Origin of the sequence: Novosphingobium sp. MBES04 (assembly GCF_000813185.1) — a bacterium.
In the GTDB taxonomy this organism is placed as follows: domain Bacteria; phylum Pseudomonadota; class Alphaproteobacteria; order Sphingomonadales; family Sphingomonadaceae; genus Novosphingobium; species Novosphingobium decolorationis.
On sequence record NZ_DF850489.1, the window covers coordinates 869,362 to 882,805 of the forward strand.

The 13,444-nt window shown below is 68.6% G+C and carries 12 protein-coding genes, 1 tRNA gene and 1 pseudogene; 4 read left to right on the forward strand and 10 right to left on the reverse strand.

Features of this window, described 5'->3' with window-relative positions; genetic code table 11:
- The first annotated feature begins 68 nt into the window (after window positions 1–68).
- Window positions 69–145, forward strand: a tRNA-Arg gene (locus MBENS4_RS17760).
- A 14-nt stretch (window positions 146–159) separates the two neighbouring features.
- Here the strand turns inward: MBENS4_RS17760 and MBENS4_RS17765 are convergent.
- From MBENS4_RS17765 to MBENS4_RS17795, 8 genes and pseudogenes are all read right to left on the reverse strand, one after another.
- Window positions 160–1,788 (reverse strand): PepSY-associated TM helix domain-containing protein, encoded by a 1,629-nt coding sequence (locus MBENS4_RS17765; protein WP_084592225.1) that lies wholly within the window; start codon window positions 1,786–1,788, stop codon window positions 160–162.
- On the reverse strand, window positions 1,785–2,075 hold the full coding sequence (locus MBENS4_RS17770; protein ID WP_039393310.1) for a hypothetical protein: 291 nt from the start codon (window positions 2,073–2,075) through the stop codon (window positions 1,785–1,787). Before MBENS4_RS17770 ends, MBENS4_RS17765 begins: the two co-directional genes overlap by 4 nt.
- Window positions 2,072–2,371 carry a hypothetical protein gene (locus MBENS4_RS17775; protein WP_039393312.1) on the reverse strand — a complete coding sequence of 100 codons (300 nt, stop codon included), beginning with the start codon at window positions 2,369–2,371 and terminating at the stop codon, window positions 2,072–2,074. Before MBENS4_RS17775 ends, MBENS4_RS17770 begins: the two co-directional genes overlap by 4 nt.
- Window positions 2,368–3,234, reverse strand: a complete 867-nt coding sequence (locus MBENS4_RS17780) for an alpha/beta hydrolase (protein WP_052322498.1) — start codon at window positions 3,232–3,234, stop codon at window positions 2,368–2,370. Before MBENS4_RS17780 ends, MBENS4_RS17775 begins: the two co-directional genes overlap by 4 nt.
- Window positions 3,228–4,337 (reverse strand): TonB-dependent siderophore receptor, encoded by a 1,110-nt coding sequence (locus tag MBENS4_RS26850; protein WP_144400991.1) that lies wholly within the window; start codon window positions 4,335–4,337, stop codon window positions 3,228–3,230. Before MBENS4_RS26850 ends, MBENS4_RS17780 begins: the two co-directional genes overlap by 7 nt.
- Before the next feature lie 707 nt (window positions 4,338–5,044).
- Window positions 5,045–5,263, reverse strand: a pseudogene (locus tag MBENS4_RS26855) (TonB-dependent receptor plug domain-containing protein); the annotation flags it as partial.
- A 639-nt stretch (window positions 5,264–5,902) separates the two neighbouring features.
- Window positions 5,903–6,295 (reverse strand): Cu(I)-responsive transcriptional regulator, encoded by a 393-nt coding sequence (gene cueR / locus MBENS4_RS17790; protein ID WP_039393315.1) that lies wholly within the window; start codon window positions 6,293–6,295, stop codon window positions 5,903–5,905.
- On the reverse strand, window positions 6,292–8,640 hold the full coding sequence (locus MBENS4_RS17795) for a heavy metal translocating P-type ATPase (RefSeq protein WP_039393318.1): 2,349 nt from the start codon (window positions 8,638–8,640) through the stop codon (window positions 6,292–6,294). The genes cueR and MBENS4_RS17795 overlap by 4 nt, the downstream gene beginning before the upstream one ends.
- 139 nt (window positions 8,641–8,779) lie before the next feature.
- On the opposite strand from MBENS4_RS17795, the gene MBENS4_RS17800 reads away from it, so the two are divergent.
- From MBENS4_RS17800 to MBENS4_RS27460, 3 genes are read left to right on the forward strand one after another with little or no spacing between them, the layout of a single operon-like run.
- Window positions 8,780–10,015, forward strand: coding sequence for a GTP-binding protein (locus tag MBENS4_RS17800; RefSeq protein ID WP_052322501.1), 1,236 nt, complete (start codon window positions 8,780–8,782; stop codon window positions 10,013–10,015).
- Complete coding sequence (locus MBENS4_RS27455) at window positions 10,012–11,079, forward strand: DUF1826 domain-containing protein (RefSeq protein ID WP_340140848.1); 1,068 nt, start codon at window positions 10,012–10,014, stop codon at window positions 11,077–11,079. The genes MBENS4_RS17800 and MBENS4_RS27455 overlap by 4 nt, the downstream gene beginning before the upstream one ends.
- 9 nt (window positions 11,080–11,088) lie before the next feature.
- A complete protein-coding gene (locus tag MBENS4_RS27460; protein WP_340140849.1) occupies window positions 11,089–11,763 on the forward strand; it encodes a CobW family GTP-binding protein in 675 nt (224 codons plus the stop codon).
- Here MBENS4_RS27460 and MBENS4_RS17810 read toward each other — a convergent pair.
- Window positions 11,760–12,836: a hypothetical protein gene (locus MBENS4_RS17810; RefSeq protein WP_144400992.1), complete on the reverse strand. Its 1,077-nt coding sequence runs from the start codon at window positions 12,834–12,836 to the stop codon at window positions 11,760–11,762. The two genes, MBENS4_RS27460 and MBENS4_RS17810, sit on opposite strands and share 4 nt — an antisense overlap.
- The gene (locus tag MBENS4_RS24320; protein WP_052322503.1) at window positions 12,790–13,323 is read right to left on the reverse strand and encodes a hypothetical protein; all 534 of its coding nucleotides are present in this window, start codon (window positions 13,321–13,323) and stop codon (window positions 12,790–12,792) included. The genes MBENS4_RS17810 and MBENS4_RS24320 overlap by 47 nt, the downstream gene beginning before the upstream one ends.
- Window positions 13,324–13,444: the final 121 nt, after the last annotated feature.

Below are 13,444 nucleotides of genomic sequence, written 5' to 3' on the forward strand. Positions count from 1 at the left end.
GTTTACGCGCCCCGCACGCCATCCCCCGCTTGCCTAGCCGCCTTCCCGCCGCTAGGACGCCCTTGCGTGCGCCCATAGCTCAGCCGGATAGAGCACCAGATTCCTAATCTGGGGGCCAGTGGTTCGAATCCACTTGGGCGCACCAACATCTCTCTTTCTTCAAATCGCAGAACTTCGTTCGGGCGCTGCGGCGTGGCCCGCTTCTGGCGGGGGCGGGTCAGTTCGGGTTTTGCGGCGCTGGTGGGACCAGACGCTGTCGCGCGGGCCGTTGCGTGCGCGGCGGTGGGTGGCGCGTGCGGCGAGGGTGAGGCTGGCGGCGAGCGCGACGCTGACGGCATCGACAAGCGGTTGGCTCCAGGGATGCAGGTCGAGGAAGGCCAGGCTCGCCAGTGGGATGGTGAGAAGGGCGAGCGCGGCTGCGGGGAGGAGTTCGCGCGCGCCTCTTGCGGCGCCGCGCACCAGCGCCCAGGCGACGAACCCTGTAAAGACCACATAGTAGATGGCGCTGTGAATGCCCGCGGTGGCCTCGGTGCCGAGCGGTTTGGCCGCTGCGAGGGTCACCGCGATGCCCGCCACGCAGCCCAGCGGTACGCCCACGGTGAGCGCGCCCAGGGCTCGTGTCGCGCGGGTCTGCGTCACCGCACCGGCCTTGCGCTCGCGCTTGCGACGCGATTCCACCCAGAGCAGGTTGCCCGTGTAGAACAACATCGCGCCGGCCAGTCCCAGCAGGAAGTAGGACCAGCGGATCGGTGCTCCGCCGAAGCTGCCGAAGTGCAGCGCGAAGAAGCTGGTGATCGCGGCGCCCCATGCGTCCTGCAGGCCGGGCATGTAGGTCGTGTCGGTCAGCGCGCCGGTGACCGGATCGGCCTCGACCATGCCGAACGTGGGGCCGCGCAGGCCAAAACGTGGATCATGGCCGCTGAGGCGCGCCTGCGGCTGACCCTCGCGGCCCGTGTGGTAGGTGATCGCGCGGATGGTGAAGCCCGGCGCCTGGCTCTCGACACGCTGGACGAGCTCGGCCGGTGTGAGCAAGTCGGGACCCTGTCCGTTCGGGTTCGGCGGGGGCGGCGGTGCCATCTGCGCGCGCGGGGCGCCCCGGTCCATGAAGGCGGCACCCTGCAAATCGTAGAATTCGTCGTGGAAGGCGAAGACCACGGCGGTCAGGGCCATGACGATGTGGAAGGGCAGGCTGACGATGCCCAGCACGTTGTGGACATCGAGCCACATGCGCTTGGCGTTCTTGCCCACGCGCACCGCAAAGAAGTCCGAGACGAGGCTGGGCAGGAGCACGATCACGCCTGACACCAGCGCGATGAAGTAGAGCAGCGAGATCGCGCCCATGATCGGCATGGCGACCTCGTGCGCGAAGGGCAGGCCGACCTGCTGGTGCAGCCTGTCGATGAACTGCGCCACGGGCGAGGCGGCCTGCTTCTCGACCTCGAGCGTGCCGTCAGGCGCCAGCGCGGCGAGGAAGACCTGCGGATCACGTCGGCTGCCTTGCGGCCATGTGACGCGGGCCGGGTTTTCCGGGCCGGTTTCAAGGTGCACGTCGTACGAGCGTGCGGCTTCGGGATGGGCGGCGAGGACCGCCTCGACCAGTTCGGGCGCGCGCTCCAGCGGGACCGGGGCGGAGATCGAGGTGGGGGCCGAGGCCCAGCGCTGGATCGGCTCCTCGAACATGGTCACAGCGCCCGCGAAGAAGGCGATGAACAGGGCGAGGCCGGAGACGATGCCGACCCAGCCATGTATCTCCTTGTACATCCGTAGGATATCGGTGCGCACTTTCATGATAGGCTCCCCAGCGCGAACAGCGTGAGCCACACGGCTGCGGTGGCAAGGCCTAGCCAGAGCCAGGCGCGAAGGCCGCTGCGAAAGAGAAAGCACAGCGACAGGACGGCGCACCAGACCGGCGCGATGATCCACATCGTGAACTGGCCTTGCGGGGAAAAGAAGCTGTCGCGCACGCCCAGCAGGGCGGCGAGCAGCCCCGAGACACCAAGCGCGAGGGCGAGACCCAGGACGAGGCCGGCGGCGGTCTTGCCCGCCCAGTTCCGGCTGGTGAGAGGCGGGGTCATTTGGGAGCCTTTCGATCTCCGGCGCGCCAGGCGGCGGCAAGCGGGAGCAGCGACCAGACCAGCATGAGCGCGGTCAGCCAGATGAAGACGGAGGTGGTCGGGCCCGACCAGGTTAGCAGGTCAAGAAGGCCGAGTAGGGTGGCACCCCAGCCTGCCCAGAAGATCCCGCGCGCTGCAGGCTTGCCCGGGCGCAGCGCCTGGTTGGGCGCGGCGCGGTAGAGTAGCGCTGCGCCCAGCAGCGTCAGGACGAGGCCGGTGGGCAGGGCCAGTTCGGCCGGGAGCGTGGACCCCGTCATGGCCGGGCCTCCTGGAATGCGACGCGCACCGCCTGGCCGAGGCCCGGCAGCAGCGTGCCGCCATGGCTTTCACCCGAATAGACGCGGCTGTGGACCTCAAGATTCTCCACTGCGGCGAGCCGGTCGGCCAGTTCGCGGTGGGTCATCGCCATGGCCTGGCTGCGGGCGCGGAGGCTGTCCTGCTCGCGTTCCCCCACCTCGAGATGGAGCGTACGGGGCCCGGCCGCCGCGAGGCGCGCGGGAAGGCCGGCAAGGCCGCCCAGCAGGCTGCGCGCCCCGAACCAGAGCGAGGGGCTGGTCGCGACGTAGTTACGGAACAATTCCGGCTCGCCCAGCAGTGTGTCGAGCACGAAGAGAGCGCCGAAGCTGTGGCCCCACAGCGTCTGGCGCGCGGTATCGATACGGTAGCGGCCCGTAATGCGGGGCATGAGGTCGCCCGCGAGGAAGCGGCGGAAGGCAGGCGCGCCGCCGGTTGGATGGGCGACGGCGTCCGGCGGACCCTCGGGCGTGTAGTCGAAGCTGCGGCGCGCGAGCATGTAGTCCTCGTCCGGGTAGCCGATGGCAACGACGATGCCTTCGCATTGCCCTTCGTCGCGGCCGAAGCGGGCCAGGCGCTGTGCGGTCTCGACCGCGCTTGCAAAGGTCATGTCGCCATCGAGCAGGTAGAGCACGGGAAAGCCGCCCGGCGGTGCGGGGCGCCGGGGCACGTGGACATGGACGCGATAGCGCGCGCCCGTGCGCGAGGTCATCGCGAATGTGTCGCTGCCCTCGATGATGTAGGGCGCGGCCAGGAGCGGGGCGGGCGCGGCGAACGTCGCCAGAGCAAGTCCGGCCGTGAGCGCGCGTGCTCTGGAGCTTACCATGTGAACTGCACCCGCGCGGTCACCACGCGGCCCTGTCCGTAGTAGCACGAGGCGACCGAGGTGCAGGTGACGACATAGCGCGTGTCGGCCACGTTGCGCGCGTTGAGCGAGAGGCCGATGCCTTCCAGCGCCGCGTTCGCCTCGCCCAGATCATAGCGCAGCATGAGGTCGAACAGGGTGTAGTCCTGGATGCGGAAATCGGCGTTCATCGCATCGCCCCAGCTCTTGCCGGTGTAGCGCACGCCGCCCCCGAAGCCGAGCCCGGCCAGCGGACCGTTCGCGATGCGCTGGTTGACGAAGAGCGAAGCCATGTAGGCGGGCACCTGGGGCAGGCTCTTGCCGACGAGGTCCTCGTGGGTGTCCTGGGTCACGTCGGAATCGAGGTGGGTGGCGGACGCGATGACGGTCGTGCCTGACCCCAGCGAGGCACGGGCCTCCAGTTCGGCACCGCGAATGCGCGCCTCGCCGGCCTGGACCAGGCAGACATTGCCGTTGCCGCAGATCGTGCCGTCGGGATCGTTCGTCTGGACGTTCTGCTGGGTAATCTCGAAGACCCCCGCGGTGAGGTAGATGCCCGTGCCCGCCTGGTAGCGCAGGCCCGCCTCGAACTGCTCGCCGGTGGTGGGGCGGAAGGGCTGCTGGTCGAGCACGCTTTCAAGCGGCACGAGCTGCGGGATGAAGCTTTGTGAGTAGCTGAAGTAGGGTGCGAGGCCGTTGTCGAAGAGGTAGACCGCGCCCGCGCGCCAGGTGAATTTGCTGGCGTCGTAGTCGTTTTCGGTGTCGGTCAGGCGGTTGCGGGTGTGGTCGCTGGTCCAGTCGTGGCGCCCGCTGATGTTGAGGCGAAGGCGTCCCCATTCGACCTCGTCCTGCGCGTAGAGGCCGGTCTGCTCGCTCGTCCCGCGCCGTAGACCTGCGGGGCCATGTTCGCGGCGTAGTCCTGGCTGCCGCGCGGCTGGGGATCGAAGATGTCGTAGAGCGGATCGACCTGGCCCCGCGGCAGGCCGGGCAGGCTGACGAGGTCGCGGTCGTGGCTCCAGTCGGTGTGGAAGTAGTCCAGCCCGGCGAGAAGGGTGTGGGCAAGCGTGCCGGTGCGCCCGCGCCATTCCAGCTGGTTGTCGATGGCAAAGCCGTCGCTCGACCCGGCCGAGGCGATCGCGCGGCGTCCGATGGTCTGCCCGTCGATGCAGGCCGGGCCGTACTGTGGGACCGCGCTGCAGTCGGTCACCGTCCCGCCCGAGAGCACGGTCACCCGGTAGGCCGAGGTGATGTGGGTGTAGCGCAGGTTGTTGCGGAAGGTGAGGTTGTCAGCGATCTCGTGGCGGAAGAACGAGGCGGCAAGATACTGGTTGCGCGTGAAGTTGTTCCACGAAGGCTCGCCGATGTTGGCGTCGTTGGCGATATGGCCGCCGTTGGTGGGCGCATAGGTACCGAGTGCGGGCAGGAACTGGTAGGTCGCGCCGCCATCGTCGTGCTGGTACTGGCCCAAGAGGGTCCAACTGGTGGCCGAGGTGGGCTCCCAGGTCACGCTGGGCGAGACGTAGTAGCGGCTGTTCTCGACATCGTTGACCTGGCTGCCACCATGTTGGGCGAGGCCGACGAGGCGGGCGGACAGGCGTCCGTCCTCGTCCAGCGGGCCGCCGAAGTCCGCGCCCAGGCGGCCCGACCAGTTGCCAAGATCGGTGTAGCCCTGGGCCTGGAGCAGCACTTCGCCCTGGAAGCGGGAGGTGGGGCGCTTGGTGACGATGTTGACGATGCCGCCCGGCGCCGACTGGCCGTACAGCACGCCCGAAGGGCCTTTCAGGACCTCGATCTGCTGGAGGCCGAAGGTGTCGAAGCCGAAGCGGGTGAACTGGCCGCCCGTGGGCAGGCGCAGTCCGTCGACGAAGTTGTTGTTCGAGGAATAGCCACCCGCGCTGAAGCCGCGCACCGAGACCTCGTCGGTGCGGCTATCGATGCCCATGGGTTCGGCCTGGACACCGGCGGTGTAGGAGAGGGCATCGGCGATTGTCGTCGCCCCGCGCAGGTCCATTTCCTCGCGCGCGACGATCGAGACGCTCTGGGGGGCTTCGATGATGGGCGTGTCGGTCTTGGTGGTCGAGGTCGCGCTGGAAAGGCCCGTCGCGGTGACGATGATGCGCTTGCCCGTGTCCTCGGGCCCCAGATCATCTGGCCCCGGAGCGGGCGCGCCTTGCGCGGCGCACAGGCTGCTCCATCCGGCGCTGAGCAGCAGGCCGCCAATTGCGTACGTTCTCACGATGTCCCCTCATTCTCTCTGATCTATCGCGACTCCTTCTAATGCGAATCAGTCGCATTAGCAATGCTAAGTGGAGTTTTGGAAGGCGGAAGGGGGTGGGCATTGGCGGACGAAGGCGGTGGCCGTGCGGCCTGATCCGGTGGCGGGACGCTCGACGCAGGAGAGGGGGCACGAGGGTGCAAAGTTCGCGGACACAGCGTCTTGGGCCGCGCGCGGGAAGGAAGGAGACGTCTCCGAAAAAAAAAGGGGGGGTCCGAGGGCCATCGCCCTCGGGCTCCCCAGAATGTCGACGTCACCTTGAACGAGCAACGCAGGCTGAGAGCGCCGGGGTGGCCGAGTTTGGGGTCAAGGGGCGATGGCCCCTTGAAAGGGTCTGATCTTTTCTGACTCGCTCCGGTGGGCCGGCTCTACGCCTCAAACCTCGCCCGCCATGCGCGCGATGATCGGACAGTCGGGACGCGCATCGCCCGCGCAGCTCTCCGCCAGGTGGAGCAGGCTTTCGCGCATGTCGGACAGCGCCTTGGCCTTGCGGCCCAGTTCCTCGGCCTTGGCGAGCGCGAGCGCCTTGACCTCGGCGCTGGCGCGGTGGTCATCGCTCCACAGCGCCAGGAGCTCGCCGATCTCCTCGATGGCAAAGCCCAGATCGCGCGCGTTGGCAATGAAACGCAGCCGCGCGATGTCGGCGTGGGCGTAGTCGCGATACCCGCTGTCCCGGCGCGCGGGCGCCGGGATCAGGCCGATCTTCTCGTAGTGCCGGATCATGCGCTGCGAGACGCCCGTGCGCGCAGAGGCTTCCCCGATGTTCACAGCTTCGTCGCTTTCAGGCGCAGCGCGTTGCCGATCACACTGACCGAAGAGAGCGACATCGCCGCCGCCGCGATCACGGGGGAGAGCAGGATACCGAAATGCGGGTAGAGGACACCGGCGGCAACCGGCACGCCCAGAGCGTTGTAGCCGAAGGCGAAGAGGAGGTTCTGGCGGATGTTGGCCATGACCTTGCCGCTTAGCGTACGGGCCCGGGCAAGGCCGGTAAGATCGCCGGTCAGAAGCGTGATCCCCGCGCTCTCGATCGCGACATCGCTGCCCGATCCCATCGCGATGCCCACGTCCGCTGCGGCCAGCGCGGGGGCGTCGTTGACCCCGTCGCCAGCCATCGCGACCACCCGGCCTTCGGCACGCAGGCGTTCGACCACCTCGCTCTTGCGGTCGGGAAGGACTTCGGCCTCGACCTCGGTGATGCCGAGACGGCGGGCAATGGCCGTGGCGGTCGTCGCGTTGTCGCCGGTGAGCATGACCACGCGCAGTCCCTCTTCGCGCAGCGCGGCGAGGGCGTCGGACGTGCTCTCCTTCACCGTGTCGGCCAGCGCGAGAACGCCGCCAAGGTTCCCGTCAAGCGCGACGAAGATCGCGGTGGCGCCATCCTTGCGCAGGGCCTCGGCGGTCTCGGAGGCCGCAGCGGTCGCAATGCCGTTTTCCTTCAGGAAACCGGCCGAGCCAACAAGGACATGGCGTCCTTCCACCTGGCCTTGCGCGCCCTTGCCGGTGGGAAAGTCGGCCTCGGTCACCTCGCCCAGGGCCAGATCGCGGCGCTGGGCCTCGGCCACCACGGCGCGCGCGAGCGGGTGCTCCGACGCCTGTTCGAGCGCGGCAGCAAGGCGCAGCACATCGTCTTCGCCGTACCCGCCGAAGGTGCGGACCTGCGTTACCGAAGGGCGTCCCTCGGTGAGCGTGCCGGTCTTGTCGACGACCAGCGTGTCGACCTTTTCCATGCGTTCGAGCGCCTCGGCGTTCTTGACGAGGATGCCTTCCTGCGCGCCGCGCCCGATGCCGACCATGATCGACATGGGCGTGGCCAGGCCGAGCGCGCAGGGGCAGGCGATGATGAGGACCGCGACCGCGGCGAGCAGGGCATGGGTGGCGCGCGGTTCGGGGCCCCAGATCATCCAGGCGGCAAAGGCCAGCGCGGCGACGGCGAGGATCAGCGGTACGAACCAGCCCGCGACCTGGTCGGCAAGGCGCTGGATCGGCGCGCGTGAGCGCTGCGCCTGCGCGACCATCTGGACGATGCGCGCAAGGAGCGTGTCGCGTCCCAGCTTCTGCGCCTCCATGACCAGCGCGCCGCTGGAGTTGAGCGTGCCCCCGATCACCGCATCGCCCGCCTCGCGGGAGACCGGCATGGCTTCGCCCGTCACCATCGATTCGTCGAGCGAGGAGCGCCCCTCCAGGATCGTGCCGTCGACCGGGATCTTCTCGCCCGGGCGCACGCGCAGGCGGTCCCCGATCCTGAGCGCGTCCAGCGGCACGTCCTCTTCGCCCGTGTCGGTCATGCGCCGCGCGGTGCGCGGGGCCAGGCCCAGCAGCGCCTTCAGCGCGTCGGAGGTGCGCTCGCGCGCGCGCAGTTCGAGCACCTGGCCCAGCAGCACGAGGACGGTGATCACCGCGGCGGCCTCGAAATAGACCGGCACGGTGCCGTCCATGGTGCGCATGGCGGGCGGAAAAAGTCCGGGCGCGAGCGTCGCAATGATCGAATAGGCCCAGGCAACGCCGGTCCCGAGCGCGATCAGCGTGAACATGTTGAGATGGCGCGTGCGCACCGAGGCCACCGCGCGCGTGAAGAAGGGCCATCCCGCCCAGAGCACGACCGGGGTGGACAAGACGAGCTGGATCCACACCGAGACATGCATGGGGACGAGGCGGTGAAGCGCCGGGACGACATGGCCGCCCATCTCCAGCAGGAAAACGGGGAGAGCAAGCGCCAGCGCGACCTTGAAGCGGCGCGTCATGTCACGCATTTCCTCGCTCGGCCCGGCGTCGGGATCGACCATCTCGGCCTCGAGCGCCATGCCGCAGATGGGGCAGGCGCCGGGGTGATCCTGGCGCACGTCCGGGTGCATCGGGCAGGTCCAGATGGCGCCTTCGGGGACAGGCTCGTCGGCGCCTGCGCCCTCCAGCCAGCGGGCGGGATCGTCCTCGAACCGGGCCTGGCAGCGCGCGCTGCAGAAGTGGTAGGCCTGCCCTTCGTGTTCGGTATGGTGCGGGCTCGTCGCGGGATCGACCGTCATGCCGCAGACGGGATCGGTGACCGTGTGCGCCTCGTGTCCGCCTTGCGCGCTCTGCGGGGCTTGGTGATGGCAGTGCTGTTCGTCGTGCATCGCAGTCCCTCCTTGGACCCGCTTCCCATATAGGGTCTGACATCGTGTCAGGGTCAAGGGCGTGGCGCGCATCGGTGTTGTAATGATACAACATATCATGATAGGTGGCCTGCGTACTTATCTGGATCGCAGGATTTCCATGACCCCATCTTCCCGACCCGACACGCGCCTGCCCGTCACCGTCCTCTCCGGCTTCCTCGGCGCGGGCAAGACGACGCTGCTCAACCATGTCCTCTCCAACCGCGACGGGCGCCGTGTCGCCGTCATCGTCAACGACATGTCCGAGGTGAACATCGATGCCGATCTGGTGCGCGGGGGTGGAGCGGCGCTGTCGCGCAGTGAGGAAACGCTGGTCGAGATGACCAACGGCTGCATCTGCTGCACCTTGCGCGACGATCTCCTCCACGAAGTGCGCCGGCTCGCCGAGGAGGGGCGCTTTGATTACCTCCTGATCGAGAGCACGGGCATTTCCGAGCCGCTGCCCGTTGCCAGCACCTTCTCGTTCCGCGACGAGGGCGGGGCTGCGCTCGACGATGTCGCCCGGCTCGACACCATGGTGACCATGGTCGACGCGGTGAACCTTCTGGCCGACTATTCGAGCCAGGATTTCCTTGCCGACCGGGGCGAGAGTACGGGCGAGGAGGATACCCGCTCGCTGGTCGGCCTCCTGGTCGAGCAGATCGAATTTGCCGATGTCGTGCTCATCAACAAGGCCTCGTCGGTGAGTGCGCAGCATCTGGACGTGGTGCGCAAGCTCGTGCGCAGCCTCAATGCCGAGGCCCGGATCGAGATCTGCGATCATGGCCGGATCGAGGCGGGTACGATCCTCGACACCGGGCTCTACGACGAGGAACGTTCCGCGCAGCACCCGCTCTGGGCCAAGGAGCTCTATGGCTACGCGCAGCACCGCCCCGAGACCGAGGAATACGGGATCGAGAGCTTCGTCTACCGCGCACGCCAACCTTTCGACCCGGCGCGCTTCCACCGCTTCCTGACGGCTGACGGGCTCGATCACGTGGTACGTGCCAAGGGGCATTTCTGGTTGGCAACCCGGCCCGACTGGGTGGGTGAACTCGCCGTCGCGGGAAGCGAAACCGTAACCGCGCGCATGGGGCGCTGGTGGGACAGCGTGCCCCGGCACCTCTGGCCCGAGGACGCGCGGTTCGAGAGTTTCGTGCGCGCGCGCTGGGACCCGGTCTGGGGCGACCGGCGCCAGGAACTGGTCTTCATCGGCATCGGCATGGACGAGGCGCGCATCCGCCGCGCGCTCGAGGCTTGTCTGGTGCGCAGCGCAGCCTTTGCGCCTGAAGACTGGGCGGACCTGCCTGATCCCTTCCCGGCCTGGGCGCCCGTCGCGCAGGAGGCCCTGGCATGAGCGCGGCGGTCTGCGCCAACGCGCCCGAAGTCCTGACGCGCATTGCCGAGCCCGATGTCCACCTTGCGATCTGGGAGGCGGGCCGTCCGTCCCGCCTCGACTGGCTCGACACGCTGGACCTTGCGGGAATTTCGGACCTGTCCTTCCCCTGTGCGCTCACCGATCTGGACCGGGAGATCGGGGACGGGCTGGCCGAGGCGGGCTATCCCGACGGGGCAGAGAGGGACGTGCTGGGCGAGCTCATGGCGGATCTCGCGCGCCGGTTTGCCGCGATCATGGGGTGCGCTGAGGTCAAGGTCCGGCTGGAGGTCATCCGCACCGACGCCTGCCGCAAGTTCCACGCCGACTACGTGCCCGCGCGCCTTATCGCCACGCTCGCGGGACCCGGCACGCAGTGGATCGAGGCGGACAGGATCATTGAGGGCAATCCCGAGGAGATCCACCAGATGCGCGCCGGGGATGTGGGTCTGTTCAAGGGGCGTCTGCTCGCGCCCGAACCGGCGATCCTCCACCGCTCGGTCCCCCTGTCGGCCATCGGCGGTACGCGCTTGCTTCTCGTGCTCGATCCACTGGGCGTCGGGGGAGGGGACGGCATGAGCGGCGTGCTCTCCAGCCTCGATGGCCTGATCCCCGTCGCGGTCCTCACCGGGTTCCTGGGGAGCGGCAAGACGACGACGCTCAACGCCCTCGTACGCAGCCCCGAAATGGCGCGCGCGCTCGTCATCATCAACGAATTTGGCGAAGTCGGGCTCGACCACGATCTGGTCACGCAAGGGCACGAGGAGATGCAGGTCGAGATGATCGGCGGGTGCCTGTGCTGCACCATCCGTGGCGACCTCCTGGCGACCTTGCGCGATGCCCCCTGGCGTTTCGCGCGCGAGGGGCGCTGCTGGTTCGACAGGGTGGTGATCGAGACCACCGGCCTCGCCGATCCCGCGCCCATCCTCCACACGCTGATGCGCGACCACACGCTGGAGACGATCTACCGGCTCGACAGCGTGATCGCGACGGTCGATGCGGTGAACGGCGCGGCCACGCTCGAGCGGCAGGAGGAGGCGGTGTAGCAGGCGGCCATGGCGGACCGTATCCTGCTCACCAAGACCGACCTCGTCGCCGCGCCCGAGCGCGAAGCCCTGACCGCGCGGCTGCGGTCGCTGAACCCGGCGGCCCCGATCCTGGCCGCAGAGCACGGCGCGGTCGCGGCGCACGCGCTGTTCGGCGGCGGGGCCTTTGACCCGGCGGGCAAGAGCGCAGACGTGCAGGACTGGCTGCGCGCCGAAGCCTACGCGGACCACCACCACGACCATGCGCATGACCACGCGCACGCGCACGGGCATGACGTGAACCGCCACGGCGCCGACATCCGCGCGACCTGCCTCACCTTCGAGGAGCCGCTTGATCCCGAGACCTTCGAGCGCTGGATCGAGCTTCTGACCTGGATGCGCGGGGAGGATGTCCTGCGCATCAAGGGCATCCTCAACCTGCAGGGGCAGCCGGGGCCGGTGGTGGTCCACGGCGTCCAGCATGTCTTCCACCCGCCGGTCGTGCTGGACGAATGGCCGTCGGATGATCGGCGCACCCGGCTGGTCTTCATTGCGCGCGGGCTGGACGGCCCCGCGCTGGAAGAGACCTTCGCAATGGTGACGCCCGAGCCGGTGCCGGATGCGCCCGTGGACGTGGACGTGGACGTGGAGGAGGGCGGGGAGGCTCTCACTGCGGGAGGCTCGCTGACCGGCTGGACGCGTTAACGGCAGGCCGGGTTGTCGGCCTTGGCAAAGGTGAGGAAGGTCACGCTCGAAGGCGCGAGCGTGACCGAGCCTGACCGGCGAAGGCCGGCAAGGTCGGGCAGCGTATCGCCCGCGCCCAGTTCGAGCGGCGTGCCGTTGAGCGCGGCGTGCGCCGGATCGCGTTCGGCCTGCGTCAGGCTGCGCACCTCGGCCTCGCCGGACAGCGCAAGATCATGGGGCTGCGTGCGGTCGGGATTGATCGCGAGCACGCTGACCCCGCCGGCAACACCGCGCTGGCACTGGGCGTAGAGCCGCAGGCCGAACTTGGCATCGGCGCTCCCGGCATCCAGCACCCTCGTTCCCATCGTGCGCTTCCAGAGGAGCGCAGCCCAGTAGTTGGGGCGCGGCGCAAAGCTCTTCTCGTCGAGGAGCGCGTAGTCGCTGGCGGCCAGCGTGTTGTGCATGACGACCGAGACCCCCTGGCGCGCCGCGCGGGCGAGCTGGTCGACGAAACGGAAGGTGTCGGCAAAGGTCGCGGCCTGCGGGTTGCCGCCACACGCGGTCTCGGCGGTTTCGGTCAGCCAGAGCGGGGCGTCGGGCGCGATTTCGCGGCGCAGGGTTTTGGTCCTGGCGATGGCGTGGTCGATCATGCCCAGCCACGCAGCGCCTTGCGGATCGGGCTGCGGGCCCGCGCAGCGCTGGGAAATCTCGCCGTAGAAGTGGAACGAGACCACGTCCGGGCGCGCCGGTCCGTTCGGCACCATTTCACGGGTCGGCAGCGTCGTGATGAAGGCGGGAAGCGGGCTGCCGTCGCGGTATTCGAAGGCGCCGGGCGCCAGGACCCTGGTCTGGGGGGAGCGCGCCGCCAGCCAGTCGTGGAAACGGGTATAGTCGCGGCGGTAGTCGGCGCTCGTATAGCCCTTGGGCGGCTGGGTGCCGCCGATGAGGTTGGGCTCGTTGGCAAATTCGCTGGCCCAGATCTTGCCGCCCATCTCGTGGGTGGCGGCCAGCCAGCGCTCGGCGGCATCGCTCTGCCAGGCTCCGTTCTCATCGCGGGCGCGCGCTGGTGGGCATCGAGGTGACGATCCGGCCATCGACGGCCTTGGCAAAGTCGATTGCGCCGCGCCACTGCGCGCGGGTCAGGACGGCATCGAAGCCTTCGGGCGCGGGCCCTTCGTGCGTCTCCTCGTCGCGGTAGGTCGTCGCGTTGGCCCAGGTTCCACTGTAGCGCAGGTAGACCGGCCCGAGAGCAGCGGCCAACATGCGCAGGCGCGGGTTGGAAAGGTCGATCGGCGGGCGGTACTCGTATTGGTCGGAAGGGTCGGCCTTGCCTTCGCGATAGGGCTTCCAGAAGCGCCCACCCGTCAGTTCCACCATCTCGACATTGTAGGAGAGGAAACGCGCGTCGACGGTCCCGATCTGCGCCAGTTTGCCCACGGCAAGGGCCGGCTCGGGCGCATCGGCCACAGCCGGAACTCCGCCGAACGCGGCGAAGAGCCCGGTCGTGAGAAGGATACGGCGCAGGTGCGTGGATACGCGAGAGCGGGCGGGCCGGGGCGGCTGCGAAGGAACGTGTGTCATGCACAGGGTCTAGGGGCGCGCGTGGATCGGGCGCAAGCAGAAATTTTTACATTGTAAAAAATAGTGCAGGGCACCCGTACGCCCATCTCCTTTGTGGTGCCAAAGCGTGCTAGGAGCGTGC